Annotated in this window: 17 protein-coding genes; 10 read left to right on the top strand and 7 right to left on the bottom strand. The window is 37.9% G+C overall.

Annotation, left to right across the window (positions count from 1 at the left end):
* Positions 1–330 precede the first annotated feature (330 nt).
* Both JNUCC51_RS10780 and JNUCC51_RS10775 read left to right on the top strand, forming a co-directional pair.
* Complete coding sequence (locus JNUCC51_RS10780; protein ID WP_337991976.1) at positions 331–1,215, top strand: helix-turn-helix domain-containing protein; 885 nt, start codon at positions 331–333, stop codon at positions 1,213–1,215.
* A gap of 564 nt (positions 1,216–1,779) precedes the next feature.
* Positions 1,780–2,595, top strand: coding sequence for a metallophosphoesterase (locus tag JNUCC51_RS10775; RefSeq protein ID WP_337991975.1), 816 nt, complete (start codon positions 1,780–1,782; stop codon positions 2,593–2,595).
* A gap of 14 nt (positions 2,596–2,609) precedes the next feature.
* Here the strand turns inward: JNUCC51_RS10775 and tatC are convergent, their stop codons facing one another.
* From tatC to JNUCC51_RS10750, 5 genes are all read right to left on the bottom strand, one after another.
* Positions 2,610–3,455, bottom strand: a complete 846-nt coding sequence (tatC, locus tag JNUCC51_RS10770) for a twin-arginine translocase subunit TatC (protein ID WP_337991974.1) — start codon at positions 3,453–3,455, stop codon at positions 2,610–2,612.
* 11 nt (positions 3,456–3,466) lie between these two features.
* Positions 3,467–3,670 carry a twin-arginine translocase TatA/TatE family subunit gene (gene tatA / locus JNUCC51_RS10765; RefSeq protein ID WP_134026093.1) on the bottom strand — a complete coding sequence of 68 codons (204 nt, stop codon included), beginning with the start codon at positions 3,668–3,670 and terminating at the stop codon, positions 3,467–3,469.
* Between the two features lie 78 nt (positions 3,671–3,748).
* A complete protein-coding gene (locus JNUCC51_RS10760; RefSeq protein ID WP_337991973.1) occupies positions 3,749–5,461 on the bottom strand; it encodes a GMC family oxidoreductase in 1,713 nt (570 codons plus the stop codon).
* Between the two features lie 18 nt (positions 5,462–5,479).
* Positions 5,480–6,226 carry a gluconate 2-dehydrogenase subunit 3 family protein gene (locus JNUCC51_RS10755; protein WP_337991972.1) on the bottom strand — a complete coding sequence of 249 codons (747 nt, stop codon included), beginning with the start codon at positions 6,224–6,226 and terminating at the stop codon, positions 5,480–5,482.
* 344 nt (positions 6,227–6,570) lie between these two features.
* Positions 6,571–7,755 (bottom strand): alanyl-tRNA editing protein, encoded by a 1,185-nt coding sequence (locus JNUCC51_RS10750; RefSeq protein WP_337991971.1) that lies wholly within the window; start codon positions 7,753–7,755, stop codon positions 6,571–6,573.
* A gap of 170 nt (positions 7,756–7,925) precedes the next feature.
* Between JNUCC51_RS10750 and JNUCC51_RS10745 the strand changes: the two genes are divergently transcribed.
* The 8 genes from JNUCC51_RS10745 to JNUCC51_RS10710 all read left to right on the top strand — a co-directional run bounded on the left by JNUCC51_RS10745 (position 7,926) and on the right by JNUCC51_RS10710 (position 15,728).
* A complete protein-coding gene (locus JNUCC51_RS10745; RefSeq protein ID WP_337991970.1) occupies positions 7,926–8,213 on the top strand; it encodes a DUF6509 family protein in 288 nt (95 codons plus the stop codon).
* Between the two features lie 767 nt (positions 8,214–8,980).
* The gene (locus JNUCC51_RS10740; protein ID WP_337991969.1) at positions 8,981–10,126 is read left to right on the top strand and encodes a VanZ family protein; all 1,146 of its coding nucleotides are present in this window, start codon (positions 8,981–8,983) and stop codon (positions 10,124–10,126) included.
* 13 nt (positions 10,127–10,139) lie between these two features.
* On the top strand, positions 10,140–11,474 hold the full coding sequence (locus JNUCC51_RS10735; RefSeq protein WP_337991968.1) for an FAD-dependent oxidoreductase: 1,335 nt from the start codon (positions 10,140–10,142) through the stop codon (positions 11,472–11,474).
* Positions 11,475–11,492: 18 nt separating this feature from the next.
* Positions 11,493–11,966, top strand: a complete 474-nt coding sequence (locus tag JNUCC51_RS10730) for a glutathione peroxidase (protein ID WP_337991967.1) — start codon at positions 11,493–11,495, stop codon at positions 11,964–11,966.
* Between the two features lie 441 nt (positions 11,967–12,407).
* The gene (locus tag JNUCC51_RS10725; RefSeq protein ID WP_337991966.1) at positions 12,408–12,653 is read left to right on the top strand and encodes a hypothetical protein; all 246 of its coding nucleotides are present in this window, start codon (positions 12,408–12,410) and stop codon (positions 12,651–12,653) included.
* Between the two features lie 88 nt (positions 12,654–12,741).
* Positions 12,742–13,509, top strand: a complete 768-nt coding sequence (locus JNUCC51_RS10720; RefSeq protein ID WP_337991965.1) for an ABC transporter ATP-binding protein — start codon at positions 12,742–12,744, stop codon at positions 13,507–13,509.
* Positions 13,496–15,364 (top strand): ABC transporter permease, encoded by a 1,869-nt coding sequence (locus JNUCC51_RS10715; RefSeq protein WP_337991964.1) that lies wholly within the window; start codon positions 13,496–13,498, stop codon positions 15,362–15,364. Before JNUCC51_RS10720 ends, JNUCC51_RS10715 begins: the two co-directional genes overlap by 14 nt.
* Position 15,365: 1 nt before the next feature.
* On the top strand, positions 15,366–15,728 hold the full coding sequence (locus JNUCC51_RS10710) for a YxeA family protein (protein WP_337991963.1): 363 nt from the start codon (positions 15,366–15,368) through the stop codon (positions 15,726–15,728).
* Positions 15,729–15,755: 27 nt separating this feature from the next.
* Here the strand turns inward: JNUCC51_RS10710 and JNUCC51_RS10705 are convergent, their stop codons facing one another.
* The gene (locus JNUCC51_RS10705; RefSeq protein ID WP_337991962.1) at positions 15,756–17,147 is read right to left on the bottom strand and encodes a sensor histidine kinase; all 1,392 of its coding nucleotides are present in this window, start codon (positions 17,145–17,147) and stop codon (positions 15,756–15,758) included.
* The gene (locus tag JNUCC51_RS10700) at positions 17,144–17,866 is read right to left on the bottom strand and encodes a response regulator transcription factor (protein ID WP_337991961.1); all 723 of its coding nucleotides are present in this window, start codon (positions 17,864–17,866) and stop codon (positions 17,144–17,146) included. Before JNUCC51_RS10700 ends, JNUCC51_RS10705 begins: the two co-directional genes overlap by 4 nt.
* Positions 17,867–18,266: the final 400 nt, after the last annotated feature.

The following is an 18,266-nucleotide window of genomic DNA, read 5'->3' as shown; positions in this document are numbered from 1 at the left end:
ATTAATTAAATATTAGTCTTAATTATTGTTGCGTATTTTGGGTAAGGCTAAAAACGAAGAGCTGCCAGAGATTCATGTCAAAATTTTTGCCTCAATGAAAATCATTATGCGAATGAAGTTTTTCGTGTAAATCTTGTTCATAAGATTGGTCTTTTTTAGTGGATTAGGACGGTGTAATCACCTGACTCTTCTATTATAAAGGACTTTTTTTATGCGCAAATAAAGAATGATGAATATTTTGAATAATTTTGATTGAAGTAGTTTTAATGCAATGGTTAAGGGTATATATTAACTAAATGGTTTAGATATAGGAGAATGGGAGGGGGGATTATGAGGAATTTAGGGCACATTTTTAGGGATATAAGAATAGACAAAGGGTATTCTTTGAAGGACATAGCAGATGGTATTTTAAGTGTATCTTTTTTATCTAAGTTTGAACGAGGAGATTCTGATATTTCTCTATCCAAGTTTTATTTATTATTAGAAAGGCTCAACATAACATTGGATGAATTTTTATTTATCTCTAATGACTATAATCCAACACAAGTCGAGACCTTAATGAAAAATGTTAGAAACGCTTATGAGAATAACAATATCAATTTATTATATAAATTAGAGCAAGAAGAAATCTATAAGTGGAAAAAATATAATTTCTCAAGTCATAGGTACAATTCTATTATGATTCGTGCTCTAGCCTATGACTTAAATAAGCAATTAGAATTGTACCAAGAAGATATTACATTTCTTAATGAATATCTTTTTAAGGTAGAGAATTGGGGTTTTTACGAAATCATGTTATTTGGTAACTCTATGAGTATTCTTCCCATTGAATCAATTATTACTTTTTCAAAAGAAATATTAAATAAGACTCAATTGTACAGTAGGGTAAAAAAGAATAAAGAAAAATTGATAAGAGTGCTTTTAAACACTATTGTTTATTGTATAGAGTCAAACAGATCATCAAGTGCGTTACATTTTATTATCTCTGCTGAAAAAATACTTGAACGGAATTCTGATCTGTACTTTGAAAAAGTAAAGCTTCTTTATTTAAGTGGAATTTATAAAATTATTTCAGGAAACAGTGATGTAGGAATTGTTATGTCGAATAAAGCTATAAAAATAATGGATGCTTTGGGTGATATCAATGCAGTTAATAATCATGAAATCCATTTAAAGAAAAAGATAGAAATTTCAAATATGACAACTCTTAATTAATCTATCTAAATTTTACGGGGAAAAATATATAACATTAGAATGATTTTTAGTTTTGGAAGTTGCGGAAAGAACATTATTTTGTGATCGAACAAGATATAGAGAATATTTAAGAGACTAACATGGAGATGGAGTTGGTCTTTTTGCGCTATTTGTGGTTTTTTAGAGCATAGGCTTACAATTACTTTGTTTTATGCTTATAATAGGGGGGTCAGAATTTTATCTTCATTCGGTAGAAGCTCCCACCTTTAAAGGTGATGAGATGAATGTGCATGTTTCCTTTTCAGGGGGTATCCAAACGCTTACTAAATAAAGATAAAAGCCTCGGCGGATGTCACGGATTTTCAAAGGAATGAATACCCAGGATGTTAGCCTAAAACCTTCGCATCCTGCGAAAACGGCTAGCTGACCTGCATCGGTAAAAACGCCACGTCCTGTGGCATTACCGAAATGACCGACATCGTGTCGGCCCTCGTGCAGGCCTAGGCACAATTCAAAATCCGGACGTAATTACGCCATGGCGAAAGTGATCTGATGAAAAAGTAGCCACAAAGTGAGCGATTGCGATTGAAAAAATTATTATATGTAGCTTTTTTTCTTGTTTTTATAGTCATTTTTTTGTACGTAAACAATCACTGGCTGGTCGTAAGCAAGTATGAATTCGAGTCAGAAAAAGTGCCTGCCAGCTTTGATGGGCTACGCATTACACAAATATCAGATTTACAGGATGCTCTCTTTGGCGAACAGCAAGAGAAGCTCATAGCAAAGGTGAAAGCAACAAATCCTGACCTGATTTTTATTACAGGTGATTTAGTTGATAGTAATCGTTATGATTTGGAGCGAAGCTTGCAGGCTGCTAGGGGATTAGTTAAATTAGCGGATGTCTATTATGTACTAGGGAACCATGAAGTAGCGACGAATAAAGTGAATGTAATTTATGAGGAGCTATCATCGTTAGGTGTACATGTATTGTCCAATGAATCGACCGTCATTGAGCGCGACGGGGAGCGCTTGGCGATTGTTGGCATAGAAGATCCGTTATCTGGTAGAACAACAAAGGAAATGCTAGAGATAGCAACAGAAAATGTTCCACCAAATATATTAACGATTTTACTAGCGCATCGACCAGAAGTGTTTAATACGTATGTGGATTTTGGAATTGATTTAGTATTCGCAGGACATGCACATGGCGGACAAGTTCGAATTCCTGGTATTGGTGGTCTTTTTGCACGAGGACAGGGAATACTTCCAAAATATACGGCTGGCGTTTTTGAGGAAGGAACGACAACAATGGCCGTTAGTCGAGGATTAGGTAATAGTACAGTACCTATTCGAATTTTTAATCCACCAGAGATTGTTGTAATGGAATTAAAGAAAAAATAAGCACTGCGTCTTTGCTACGCAGTGCTTTCTATTTGTTTACGCTCTATACGTTTAACAAGATAGATACTTATTTCATATAAAATAATCATTGGAATTAAGACGAGTAACTGGCTAATAAAATCGGGTGGTGTAATTACAGCAGAACCAACCCCCATCCCGATATAAGACCAGCCTCGTATTTTTTTCATGGATTCAGCCGTTAGTACACCAATAGACGATAAAAAGAGGGCTACGATTGGTAATTCAAAGAGTAGTCCGAGTGGTATAGTTGTCATCACTAAAAAATGCATGTATTCATTTGCTGAAACCATAACATCAAAATTAGTTGCTCCTACACTTACTAAAAATGCGTAGCTGAGTGGATTAACAATAAAATAACCGAATGCTACGCCTAATAAAAAGAGTACGAGCATGACAGGTGCATAAAGACCGAGGAAACGGCTTTCTTCTTCTTTTAAACCTGGCTTTACGAAGCTCCACAAAAAATGAACTAAAAACGGCATAGATAGACCGAATGCTAGTGTTGTGGAAATCGTCATGTAAAATTTTACAACCTCTAATGGCCCTAAAATAATTAGTGAATGTCCTCGAGTTACATAAGGAAACCAAATATTAATGGTAGAGAATACGATAATAAAAAATAAAATAAATACGAAAAGCCCTTTAATAATTTGTTTTCTCAGTTCAGTAAGATGTTCAAGTAATGATGCAATTGGGAAAAGAGGTTCATTAACTACCACGTCCTGATCAATTGTCTCTACTGGAACTTCAACAAAAGCCTCCACAGGTGTGAGAGGCTCAGCTTCTTTCTTATCAAGTGGACTTAAATATTCTCTTTTTCCTTCTTCATATGGATCCATAGGAAAACCTCCTACGAAGCGTCAGATTTTTTATTTTCTTTTTTCGCTGAATCATCTTCATCATCAATAAGCCCCTTTGTGGACTTTTTAAACTCTGCAAATGTTTTACCGACTGCGCCGCCGATTTCAGGCAATTTTTTTGGACCAAACACGATTAAAACAATTACTAAAATGATGATTAACCCAGGTAATCCAATTGCTCCAAGACCTCCCATAGTCTTGCCTCCTTTTAATAAAATGTATAGTATATCAATTTTGCCCTGGCATAATTCCGTGACACCCGCTGAAAGAAGTTATACTAAGGAACCACCTGATTTGCTATATTTCACAACACCCTCTGCACAGCGATAGGCTAGTGCCCCTAACGTACCAGTTGGATTATAGCCACTATTGTGTGCAAAGTTTCCTGCGCTCACAGCAAAAAGGTTTTCTGCATTCCAATGCTGCATGTAGTTATTCACAACGCCATCCTCAGGCTTTAAGCTCATAACTGTTCCACCTGTATTATGGGTTGTTTGATACGGTACAATATTGTAATCAGTAATTTCAGCATTAGGGACAACAGTTTTGGCGCCCATTTCTTTCATAATGTCAGCTGCACGTGCCGAAATATATTTATGAAGTGCGCGATCCTGATCCGTAAAGTTATACGTTAACTGTATAAGAGGTAAGCCATAAGCATCCTTATACGTAGAATCAAGAGACAAATAATTTTCTTTATGTGGCATTGAAGCACCCTGTGCACCAATCCCGAATGAACGAGTATAGTAATGAATAGATTGCTTTTTAAATTCTGATCCCCAAGTTGGCGTATCAGGAGGTGTTGGATTCGAGCCGATAGGCCGTGCACCTGTTTGTGTTAGAGCTATATTTCCACCGTGAATAAAATCTAAGTCGCTATGGTCGAAATTATCGCCATTATAGTCATCTAAACTCACACCGAGTGAACCTGCACCCATAAAGGTGTTATACTGCTCATTGAAGAAACCTGCTGCTCCAGGTAGTATTTGATAGCAATAGTTTCTTCCAAGTGTCCCTTTTCCAGTAGCTGGATCGTAACGTTCTCCAATGTTAGAGACCATTAATAGTTTGGCATTATTAAAGACATAACTAGTAAGTACGACAGCATTAGCTGGTTGAATAAATTCTTCACCAGATATCGTATCGATGTATCGGACACCAGTTACTTTATTGTCTTTCTTTAAGATTTCAACAACATTGGAATTGTAGCGTAAGTCAAAGTTGCCTGTTTTTAATGCAGTAGGAACAACTGTAACCTCAGCAGATGATTTGGCGCCATATTCACAGCCGAAGCGTTCACAGAAGCCGCAATATTGACAAGCATTAATCGTTTCGCCATCAGGGTTCTTATAAACTTCTGATAAGTTAGCAGAAGGAACCATGTAAGGTGATAATTTTAATTTTTTTGCAGCTGTTTCAAATTGCGTAAGCATCGGTGTCATTTTCATAGGCCCAGTCGGATAAGGATTTGATCGTTTTCCACTAAATGGATTTTTGTCATCTCCCGAAATACCTGCTGTTTTTTCGAACTTGTCGAAATAGGGCTCAAGTTCATCGTATGTTAATCCCCAATCTTGGATTAAATAATCAGGTCCAAGCTTATTCGCACCATATCGTTTGTCTGTCAATGTTTTAATTTGAAAATCATATGGTAAAAAGCGATACGTCATACCGTTCCAGTGTGTACCAGAGCCGCCAAGCCCTTCACCAAGTAAAAAAGAACCGAGTTGACGCATAGGCAATGCTTTCATATTGCGATTATTACGGAAGCTTACTGTTTCCTTAGAAAGGTTTTGCATTATATCGTAACGAATTGCATAACGATATTCGTCATGGATAGTCAAATAATCTTCTGTGCCACGCTTTTGTCCGCGCTCTAGACCAACGACCTTTAAGCCTGCCTTCGAACACTCTGCCGCGACAATACCGCCGGTCCAGCCTACCCCGACTGTTACAACGTCTACACTAGGTAATGTTTTTGCCATTTTTCTAACCCCCTTATATTAGTGGCTACCTAATGAATTAGGCTCAATTTTTTGGAATTTTGGATCTTCGATTTGAGTAATATACGCCATTTGATGACCAGGGAAGCCTTTCATACGCCAGCCATCCATATCACGATTCCCACCATATATTGGATCAGAATAGGCACCTTCTAATGTTGCTGCACGCAATAAATTAAAGAAGAAAGCAGATGTGACACCGCTCATTTGCACTTCGCCTTTCTGGAAGGCAGTTAAAATTTCATCCATTTGCGTACCATCTATATCGTTAAAGCTCTTTTTATAGCGATTCTGTGCTTCCGCCTCTAACTTTTGAACACCTTGCTTAAAAATTTCCGCACGCGTTAAACGACTCTGATAACCTTGTGTTGGAGCACCCTCGCCAAATGGTCCATGCATATATTCTTTAGAATTACTGCCATATTGCCCTGCAAGCTGATAGTCAATAAAGTAAGGTACATCTAAGCCCTTTGCCCCTGGACCTAAATCGTCCTCAGGGAAAATACGTTCAGTAGCATTTGCTAAAATATTAAAATCTCTTTGATTCATAAAAAACATTTTGGCTTTTGGCGAACCAGTCTCTTCAGTAGCAGTTCCATGCTGACCATGCTCTTGCGTGGCAGTTCCTTTACCAGACATGTTATAGCCTACAAGACCACCTATTAATCCACCGCCGACTAATGTACCTGCTGCAATCCCTGTTGTTTTTAAAAAATCACGACGTGAAATATCTTTTTCAGGACTCATAGAAATCCTCCCCTCAAAATGATAGAAACTATTCTATTTTTTATAATCAGCAAAAAAAGTAAATTATAATCAGGTATATCTGGAAAATTTTTTAATTTAATCCAATAGGTGAATCAACTTGGTGTAATCAAGATGGGGTGTGGATAAGTTGTGTGTTAACTGTGGGTAATGTGTGGATAAATGAAAGCTGCTAAGAGATCGATTATTACAGCTGAGCGAATGTCTGTGGATAATCATCGATAGGGGGATAGTAGCAATAGAAGTTCGGCAAGTGATGATGTGCAAAAATAAATAATAAATAAAGGAGCTCCCCAAGTAATGGAGAGCTCCTATCATCTAAAAGGTTAGTTAAGTACTTCTTGCACAGCTTCAAATAGTTGCTGGGTAGAGATAATACGCTCGCCACCGCCTTGTACCATCTGATCACTGCCACCGCCTTTTCCATTAACGAGTGGAAGTGCTTTTGCAGCAATGTCCTTCATACTTTTCTCAACTTTTGTACCACGTGCTGCGACAAACTGAAGCTTGTCTTCATTTTCTGAAACGAGTAATACGATAGATTCGGTCTGCTCTGCGACAATAGTTCTTGCTAATTTTTGAAGCTCTTGCATAGAACGCTGAGTAAAGGCTGCAGTAATAATACGTTCTTTACTAGAAACTAACGCTTTTGCTTCATAATTTAGTAGTTCCTCTTTTGCTGCCGCGAGTGCCTTTTCTGTGTTTTTCTGTGTTGTTAAGACTTTTGTTAGTGCTGAAGCTGCTTCAGTTTCAGGTACACTTAATTGTCTTGCAACATCAGCTAATACTTTCTTTCGCATCGCAAGCTCCGCTAAAACTCTGTGACCACAGACAAAGGAGACACGAATATTGCCCTTCATTTTTTCAGTGCCAAGGATTTTTATTGCACTTACTTGTCCTGTAGATGTTGGATGCGTACCGCCGCAGCCGTTGTAATCAAAATCAGGAATAATAACAAGTCGAATATCTCCTGTGACGGCCACCTCTTTACGAAGGCTATAGTTCTCAAGCTCTTTCTCTGTAATCCATTTCGTGTCAATTGGACGATTCTCTACAATAATTTCATTAGCACGGGCTTCCGCAGCCACAAGCTGTTCTTCCGTTAGGCTGTCTACTGCAATATCAATTGTGACCTGCTCAGTGCCCAAGTGGAAGCTAACCGTTGGTGCATCAAAAAGCTCGACAAAGGCCGCGGTTAAAATATGTTGACCTGCATGCTGCTGCATATGATCAAATCGTCGTTGCCAGTTCAATTTACCAAGCACTTCTCCAGCTAAACTTGAAGAGTCACCTTGAATATAATGTCGAATTTCATCATTAATTTTCTCAACATCAATGACCTCGACATCATTTAAAGTACCCGTGTCATGAGGTTGTCCACCTCCTGTTGGATAAAAAGCAGTATTTGATAGCACCACGTAGTTACGGCCATCTATATCGGTTCCTTTATTGACAATTGTTGCATTAAATTCACGTAAAGTAACATCTTGATAATATAGTAGATCTTTCAAGAAAAAAAACCTCCTTTATGTAGAGTATTCTTAAGAGAATCGCGTCTCTCAATTAGTTCAATTTAATTGTGGCATAATTACTTTCAAGTGTATACGAGTTTTCTATTTGACCCATGCTGAATTTGATTTAATATATAGTATGAACAGGTTAACTTAAAGGAGATCGTACAATGGAAATTACACAATTCTCAATGGAAGAAATTTTAGATCCAACAAACATTATTGAAGGTAAGCGTTACGAATTTATTTTAGATGTAGATATTGATGAAGAAGATGAGCTTTATCACGAAGCAGGAATTGAAATTCGTGTACTAATCGCTGAAAAAGGTGAAGAGTCATTTATTTTAAATTACTTCATCATGGAAAAAGCAGAAGGTGAGTATTTAGATTTTGCATTAGAGGATGAAGAGCTAGAAGAGATTTTAGCATTCTGCAAAGAGGAAATTGCAAAAGCATAATTTGCTCGCATAAAAGCCTTTCCAACAAAAATAAATATTTTCTTATTTGATAAAATTCCGCTTTTCTTTCTGGGGACAGGCACGAGCTACATTGGTGAACTCTTGTTTGTCTCCAGGGAGTCAACGCGGAATTTTAACTTATTTCAGCAGATGTCCAAACATTCGCTGAAATAGGGAACTCAGTCTAAGAACGCCACGTCCTGTGGCAATTTATCTGTGCGAAAGCGAAGCGACAGCAACAACACATGACTGAGTGACCAATATCGTTTAGCCTAAAGGCTCCGGCGGATGTCGCAGAATCGGAAAGGATGTTAGCCTAAAATCATCGCATCCTTGCGATAACGGCTAACTGACCTGCATCCTGCCGCTACGCTTTCGCGCAAAAAACATTTGCAGGCCTAAGCACAAAGCCGATTCCGGACGCAATTATGCAAGGCATAATTGATCGTTACATCACTAATTAAGAATTATTTAAGATTGGTGAAATATTAGTGTTGTGTTGAAGTGCTAGACTAAGCTTAAGACTTCAATAAAACGGGGATTTTTAAATTTATCATTAAAAGTTAGGGATAATATTTTTTAAAACGTATTATTGTATATAGTTGATTGGAGTGGAGGCTGGGCGACTCCTTGGGGATTAGCGTCACAGATGAGACCCTGCAGCGAAGCAAAGCGGCTCATCGGACGCCCCCAGGAAAGCGCTCAGCCGGAACGGAAATCAACCCACGTTATGGTGAAGAGCTGATTTTTAAACGAAGAGGTGTTTTATGTCAGTTTATACACATTCTATTATGGTTGCTTTTTTAATAACAATTTTCTCATCCTTTGTACTATTTGTACCTTGGCTAATTTACACGTATCGGAAATATGGCTACTTATCTGTATCCAAAACCATTATTATGTTCTCATTTATTTTTTACTTTTTATCGGCATTATGCTTAGTTTTACTGCCTTTCCCGGAAACACGTGATACTTGCTCTTTGCAGGCCCCAGATACAGTCCATTATAATTTACATCCTTTTCAATTTGTCACTGATATTTTAAATGATAGTAGGATTGTTTTGACGGATCCATCAACGTGGATGTATATACCGAAAAAGCCTGCTTTTTTCCAGGCGTTCTATAATTTCTTACTGCTCATGCCATTTGGTGTATACTTGCGTTATTTTCTTAAAAAAAGGGAGTACTGGAAGCGTGCATTTCTATTTAGCTTTTTGTTAACATTGTTTTATGAGGTAACCCAATTTACAGGGATATATGGCATCTTTAATTGTGCGTATCGAATTTTTGATGTGGATGATTTAATGCTTAACAGTGTTGGTGCACTATTAGGGTTCTTTTTAGCTCCAGTTGTGTGGGCGCTGTTTCCTTCTCATGAAGAGGTGGCGGCTAAAGCAGCAGAGATGGTCAAAAAAGATATCGTCAAGCCATTATCAATTTTGTTAGCACTAGCAATAGATTTAATTATCGCACAGTTCATTTTATTCATCATTGATGCTGTAACAGGATATAGTGGTATGTTCGAGTTTTTAGTGAAAATTGCATTATATATGTTGCTATTTGGTGTTGTTCCAAGCTTTACAAACGGTGCAACTTTAGGGATGAAGTTCATGCGCTTTACAATGGTAAGTGAAAACGGCAAAAGTATTGTAAGTCAATCATGGCGCCGTTGTATTGCCATTCTTGTAGTAGTATGTACATTGAAGATTATAACAACGCTAGGCGATATCCAATTAGATATGGATTCACCATTTTATGTACTACAAATTGTCATTACATTGCTAGCATTTATAGCGAACTTTACTTTAACGATGATCATTGCTATTCATGTAATACGCGTCATCGTAAGTGGAGGCAGACGCCGTTTATTTATGGACTATTATGCAGGCTTAATAGCAACGAGAAAAAAATAAGGGGGATTGTTGGATGAAATACGTAATCATCGGAGGAGATGCTGCCGGAATGTCAGCAGCAATGGAAATATACCGAAATGTGCCAGGAGCAGAGATTACATCTGTAGAACGTGGATTTATTTATTCATATGGGCAGTGTGGCTTGCCCTATGTTGTAGATGGGCGTATTTCATCGACAAAGAGGCTTATAGCAAGAGACGTAGAAACGTTTCGTGATAAGTATCGTATTGATGCCCGTGTTGGTCATGAGGTTAACCGAATTGATGTAGACAAAAAACTTGTTATTGGAACGCAGTCGTCTGGAGAATCATTTGAAATTCCCTATGATAAGCTACTTATTGCAACAGGTGCAGATCCTATAATGCCTGTGGAGAAGGGTTCAGATTTAACGGGTATACACACGGTTAAAACAATACCTCAGCTAGAGGATTTGCTAGCTGATTTAACGTCAAATATAGAAAATGTAACGATTATAGGTGCAGGCTATATTGGGCTAGAGATGGCCGAGACAATACACGCTTGCGGCAAGAAGGTAAGATTGATTCAACGAGGTAGCTATGTTGCAAGAATTCTAGACGAAGAGCTTGCGCAACATGTTCATGAGGAAGCGAAAAAGAACGACATCGAGCTTGTGCTAAATACAAAAGTAGAGGCGTTCGAGGGCAATCACCGTGTTGAACGTGTTATTACGGATAATGGCACATTTGAAACAGATTTAGTCATTATGGCTGTGGGGATTAAACCGAACACACAATTTTTAGAGGGAACAGGCATTGCATTAGCTAAAAATGGTGCAGTCATTGTCAATCGACATTTAGAGACATCTGTTGAAAATATTTACGCTGCGGGAGATTGTGCAACGCATTTTAATATTGTAAAGGAACGCTTAGATTATATACCTCTTGGCACGACAGCTAATAAACAAGGTCGTTTAGCAGGACTCAATATGTCGGGCAAGTCTGCGCCGTTTAGTGGTATTGTAGGTACTTCAATCTTAAAGTTTTTCAATTTAACGATCGCCACGACTGGTATTAATGAGCGCAATGCTAAAGAGCTAGGTTTTGAATATGAGGCATTTAAATTATCTGCACGCCATATTGCAGGTTATTATCCAGGTGCTCAACGGATGTTTATTAAAATTGTTGTTCGTAAAAGAGATCAACAGCTTTTAGGAGCACAAATTGTTGGACCTGCAGGTGTTGATAAACGGATCGATGTGTTTGCAACAGCGTTATACAATAAAATGACATTACCAGATTTATTAGATTTAGATTTAGCCTATGCGCCTCCATTCAATGGTGTTTGGGATCCCATACAGCAGGTTGCCAGAAAAAATGCGCGTTTATAACATAGGAGGTTATTTGCAATGAGCATTTACGACATTCAGGTTGCTTTAGAAGATGGTACTGAATATAGCTTAGATCGTTATAAGGGTAAGGCAATGTTAATTGTTAATACAGCTTCCAAATGTGGCTTTACACCACAGTTTGAAGAATTAGAAGGTCTATATAAAAAGTATCAAGATGAAGGCCTTGTTGTGCTTGGCTTCCCATCCAATCAGTTTAAGCAAGAAGTTGCGACTGCTGAGGAAGCGGCATCACAATGTCGTGTGACATATGGGGTCACGTTCCCTATGCATGAAATAGTAAAGGTCAATGGTAAGGATGCACACCCTATTTTTGACCATTTAACATCCCATTCAAAAGGTTTTCTCGGCAACAGTGTAAAGTGGAACTTCACAAAATTCCTTGTGAATCGCAATGGTGAGGTTGTTGGACGTTATGGATCAGCGGATAAGCCAAGTAGCTTTGAGGATGAAATAAAAAAAGCATTAGCATAATAAAGTTAAAGGATTCACGCACAGTTTTGTGTGTGAATCTTTTTTTGCTCTTTGGAAGTTGGATGTCGATAAAGTTCAAAAAGTTGGTTGATAAAAAGTGAAAGTTAGTGGATAAAATTCAAAAGTTGGTTGATAAAACGTGAAAGTTAGTCAATAAAATTCAAAAGTTAGGCGATAAATCTTGAAAGTGCTCCGATAACGAAAAATTGGATGATATTTTGTTTAAATGTATGTCATGTGGATAAATTGATTGGAATGAGGACTGGGCGACTCCTTGGGGGTTAGCAATAGAGGAACGAAGGCTAAAACCAACACGTCCTGTGATAACGCCTTCGTGACCAACACCCTGCTTTTGCTGCCGCTTCGTTGCACTTCGCTTTCGCGAAAAAAAACCCTGTTGCCCCAAGCGGCTCATCGGACACCCCCAGGAAGCTTTGCTCTGTGCGACAGCAACAATGTTTTAACTGTGCGAAAGCGAAGCGACAGCAACAACAATGTTTTAACTGTGCGAAAGCGAAGCGACAGCAACAACAATGTTTTAACTGTGCGAAAGCGAAGCGACAGCAACAACAATGTTTTAACTGTGCGAAAGCGAAGCGACAGCAACAACAATGTTTTAACTGTGCGAAAGCGAAGCGACAGCAACAGAGAGCCAAGTCGGAACGGAAATCAACTCCTCGTTTATGATGATGATTTAAGGTTGTTGTAAGCTTGCGACAAATTTGCTGTAAGTTTGGGGGGATATACTAAAGTCAGAAAGAAGAGGTGAGCGTTTATGACGTCATTATTAAAAGTACAAAATGTAGAAAAAACTTACGGCAAAGGCGCAAATACATTTACAGCGCTATCGAATATATCATTTGAAGTAGAAAAAGGAGAGTTTGTTGGTGTAATGGGGCCTTCGGGGGCTGGGAAATCGACGCTACTAAATGTGTTAGCGACAATTGATACACCAACGACTGGTGAAATTATTATTGGTGATACAAACTTAGCGCGCATGAAGGATGCAGAGTTAGCAGATTTTCGTCGCGATAATCTAGGCTTTATCTTCCAGGATTATAACTTACTCGATTCATTAACAGTTCGCGAAAATATCGTACTGCCGCTTGCGATTGCAAAAGTGCCAACAAAGGCAATTAACGCAAAAGTAGAACGCATAGCTACACTGTTTGGGATAAAAGAGTTACTCGATAAATACCCATATCAAATTTCAGGTGGGCAAAAACAACGTACAGCATCATCGCGTGCATTAGTTACAGAGCCGAAATTAATTTTTGCGGATGAGCCAACAGGTGCTCTTGATTCAAAATCAGCAACAGACTTGCTTGAAAGTTTAAGTGATCTGAATAATTCTCAAGCGGCTACTATTATGATGGTTACGCATGATGCATTCGCAGCAAGCTTCTGCCAGCGCATTCTATTCATTCAGGATGGACAGCTTTCTAAGGAAATTCATCGAGGTACTCAAACAAGAAAGCAATTCTTCCAAGAGATTTTACAGGTGCTTGCTGGCATCGGAGGTGGAGTAAATGACGTTATTTAGTTTAGCGCGTAAAAATATTCAGCGCAATTTGTCGAACTACTTTTTATACATCGCCTCAATGGTTTTTAGTATCGTCATCTACTTTACGTTTGTGACATTAAAATATAATGATGATCTTTTAGCCTCAAAACAATTTTCGCAGCAAATTAAAGGATTGATGAGCGGATCATCTGTTGTATTATTATTCTTTATCGTCATCTTTATGGCGTATTCCAATTCGTTTTTTATGAAGAAACGGAAAAAGGAAGTAGCACTTTACTCGCTACTAGGTGTGCGTAAGCAGAAAATTGGCTTAATGCTCTTTTTTGAGAATTTAGTAATCGGTTTTGTTTCTCTAGTACTAGGAATTGTTCTTGGATTCTTTATGTCTCAAGGTTTATTAATGATTTTAGTACGTTTGATGGGCTTCGAGGTTGTAGGGAGTTTAACATTTTCCACTGAGGCTCTAGTAAATACAGCAGGAATTTTTACGCTACTATTTTTATTCACATCTTTACAGGGCTACCGTGTTATCTATCAATTTAAATTGATTGACCTGTTCCATGCAGAGAAGCAAGGAGAGAAAATTCCTCGTGCATCGATTTTAACAGCTATTCTTGGGACAGCGTTACTTGCATTTGGTTATTATACAGCGTCTGCAGATATCTTTACGAGTAATATTTGGAGATTCTTCACTATACTAGGTACTCCATTAATGGTTATAGGTTTGACAATTGTAGGGACATATCTATTATTCCATAGTGTTAGCGTATTTGTGTTAACAGCATTGAAAAAAGCAACTTCTTGGTCATGGAAAGGCTTGAATTTAATTGGTGTATCGCAATTATTGTACCGTATTCGAGCAAATGCTAAATCTCTTTCGATCATCGCTATTTTAAGTGCGACTACGATCACAGCAGGTGGCGGAGTTTTCGGAATGTACTACAATGCGGAGGCCAGTGTACGTCAAATGCTACCTAACACATTTATGTGGAAGGGCGATACGGTGAAATTTTCTCAAGAAGACGTCTTATACAACGAATCGCTTTCTGTGAAAAATTTACGCGTGGATAATGAATATTCGTTTTTTGAATATACATTATTAAAGGAATCTGACTATAATCGTTTAGCAAAATTGCAAGGGAAAAAAGAAGAACTGCACATTGCAAATGGTTCAACAGTTTTACTTGATGCAAGTTTCGATGAACGTTTTTCACATGATTTTACTGGTGAAGAGTTTAAATTGGAGAACGGGGAATCATTCCATGTTGATAAAATGTATACAGAGAGTGTATTAAACTTTATTCCAGCTGGGACAGTCCTCGTAGTTAATGATAAAGTGTTCGCTGCAACAAATGCAGAAGGTGTTAAAATGCAGGTAGTTGGTATGGATAATGACTTGAAGCAACAGGCTATTTCAAAGGGAATTTACAATCAACTATCTACTGAACAGCAGGAAGGGTTTTCAAGTGTTCCACAAAGTTATGAGGATGGTATAGCTACTGTAGGATCACTATTGTTTGTAGGAAGCTTTTTAGGATTAGTATTTTTAGCAGCGACAGGAAGTATCATTTACTTCAAAGTTTTAACAGAGGCAGAGGAAGACCAGCCTAAATATGCAATTTTAAATAAAATCGGTGTTAACAAAAAACAAATATTAAAAACAGTTGCAGGGCAGGTTGCCGTTATCTTTAGTGCACCACTCGTTGTCGGCATCGTCCATAGTGCATTTGCGCTACTAGCCTTTTCACAGTTATTTAGTATGGATATAACTAAACCAGTAATACTGTGGATGATTGCTTACTCAGCAATTTACGGTATATATTATATCTTTACAGTTCGTTCATTCTATAAAATTATTAGACAGGGGAATTAATATGAAAAAGGTTTTCGTAGGTATAGGAGCATTGTTCCTATTGTTCGTAGCGGGACTTGTTGTTCTGATGACAGTAGATTTTAACCGTTTAAATAAAGAAGCATACTATGTTCATATCACTACAGATGGTGATATAGAGGAATATAAGTTAGATAATGGAGAAATTATGAAAATGTATTGGTACGAGATACCTGCTTATGACGAAAACGGTAAAGAACAAACATTAAAGTTTTCAGCTCATAAAAATTTACGTCACGATGCATACATGAAGCTTTATGTAAAAAAAGAAACGGAAGTTACATCATATGATGAAGTGAAATTCAATGAGCTACCTGCAAAAGTACAGGAGCTAATGAAGAAATAAGAAGAAGGAGTAGTCCCTAGTATCGGGCTACTCCTTTTCTCCTTCTTGTAATTGAATGCTGACAGTTGTACCTTGTTGTTCTTCAGAGGTAATAGTTACAGTTCCTCCGTGCGCTTCAATAATATCTCTAGCAATAGCAGTACCTAACCCAGTACCAAGTGTTTGTTCAGTATTTGTCCCTCGATAATAGCGCTCAAAAATATGTTCAAGATCTTCGGCAGAAATGCCTTTACCATTATCAGAGATAGTAATAGAAGTATCATCAACAAGAACATTGACTGCAACATCAGAAGGATTATGAAGCAATGCATTGTGTAAAAAATTCATCACCGCTCGTCGCATAAAGTGTTCGTCGATGTGATACTTGATGACATCTTTAGTTGCATTAAATTCAATATCGGCTTGCTCGTATTGTGGTGTATTAAGTGTATCAATTACGATTTCACGAATAAATTGCACCATATTTACCTCGATTAAGCTGAGGGGAAGCTGTTGATGTCTTAATCGCATAGTTAAATTTAAATCATCTAATAAATCTTGCATATGCAATGATTGTTTTTCGATAATCTGAGCATATTCTGTTTGTTCACCAGGAGTCATTTTCCCATCATTCAGCAGCTCAGCATAACCACGAATCGAGGCAAGGGGCGTTTTCATATCGTGTGAGACATTGCTGATCCATTCCTCGCGCATCATCTCTAATCTTTTTCGTTCCTGCTCATGTGCAGCGAGCTCTCTCGATACCTCTTTTAAATTTTCAAAAACTGGTTTGTAAACACCACCAGGCATTTTACTAGGCAAATGCTCACGATTTTTTAAATGACGAATACGTTCAATCAGTGCATATAGAGGTTTGGTCAACGTACGACCGAAAAGCCATCCAACTAATGTAGCTACTAATAAGTCGGCAATAACAATGAATAACCCAAACTTGCCAATAAACTGTAATACTGATGGGCCAGAAAAATGCATGACTAATCTTGTAGTACCACTACCCTTAATACCAATGAGATAACTAACATCATCTTTACTGCCTACATAGACCGTAGTATCAGCATCAAATTCTTTATATTTATATACTTGAATTAAATCGATGGGTGCATAATGCGCCTGAGCCTTATCTGGTGCAAAATGAGATTCAAGAACCTGGCCATTTACATCTAGCAATTGAATCCAAGCATTTCGCTGATGTAAGTGTTGAAGCCCCTCTTCATTTACTGCAGGCGTACCATTACTGATTTCAATATACTTCTGGAAGTCCCGGACAAAGTTTTCCTCTGTAGTTGCTTGTACACCATCATAATCATTTGCTAGCCGATAAGAGAGGAGCCCGATTAGAATGGCCGTATTTACGAAAATAACAATAATAACAATAGACAGCACAGACAGAAGGAATCTAGCTGTTAATTTCCATTTCATACTTGCTCCTCTTTTGGAACGACAAATTTATAGCCAAGCCCTTTTACAGTTGTAATATACACAGGTTTTGATGCATCCTTCTCAACCTTTTCACGCAGACGTCGAATATGCACCATTACGGTATTATCTGAGCCAAAAAAGTCTTCTCCCCATACACGCTCAAACAATGTCTCTTTACTTAAAATTCGATTAGGATTGTGCATAAAGCAAGCCATTAAGCCGATCTCCTTAGCCGTTAGCTCCAATAAATCATTGCCCTTATGTACCTCCGTTTCATCACCATTAAGCAAGAATGGACCAACTTGAATAGACTTTACGGAAGTGACTGGCGCTGTTTCTTGCGTTTGGTAGCCTGCTCTACGAAGCTGTGCCTTCACACGATAGGCAACCTCTTTAGGACTAAAAGGTTTCGTAATGTAATCGTCTCCTCCGATAGCAAGTCCTAAAATTTTATCTATTTCCTCATTTTTCGCTGACATGAAAAGCACCGGCACATGCGACACTTCTCGAATACGCCGACATAAATCATAGCCCTCACCATCAGGAAGCATCACATCAAGAAGTACAATATCGGGTTGAGTCTGTTGAAAGCTTGTCCAAGCTTCTTGAATGGAGCCAGCTGTATGAATTTGCTTATAACCTTCTCTTTGTAGGCTGACTTTTAGAAGGTTTGCTAAATCTGCCTCATCATCCACCACTAGAATAGTTGGTTCTTGCATAGTTCCACGTCCTTTCTTCTTTATTGTAGTAGTTTAAGAATAGCGTATGGCTAATAAGTTTAGTAATAGCGCGATAAGCAATTCCTTATTATTTGAAATAAAAGTTACCGATTGAAATATCACTTTATGTGACTCATTATAAATGAAATTTGCTTAAAAAAGGAATTGAGACATTCCTTGAATAAAAAATATAAAAATGTTAACCGATCAGTTCCCTATTTCAAAATGGGCAAACAGTAATGGCTATCCGGATTTAGATAATCTTATTTCGTTAAGTGGGCTATATTATAAAGAAAATTATAATCCAGAATACAGATAATTAACTTCAAACTACAAAATGGTTGGAGAAAAGGTCAGTACTATTAAGAGCATTAAGGCTTTTTGAAACTTTTTACAGATG

Source organism: Lysinibacillus sp. JNUCC 51 (assembly GCF_015999525.1).
Lineage (GTDB): Bacteria > Bacillota > Bacilli > Bacillales_A > Planococcaceae > Lysinibacillus > Lysinibacillus xylanilyticus.
This window is presented reverse-complemented; position numbering and strand designations above follow the sequence as displayed.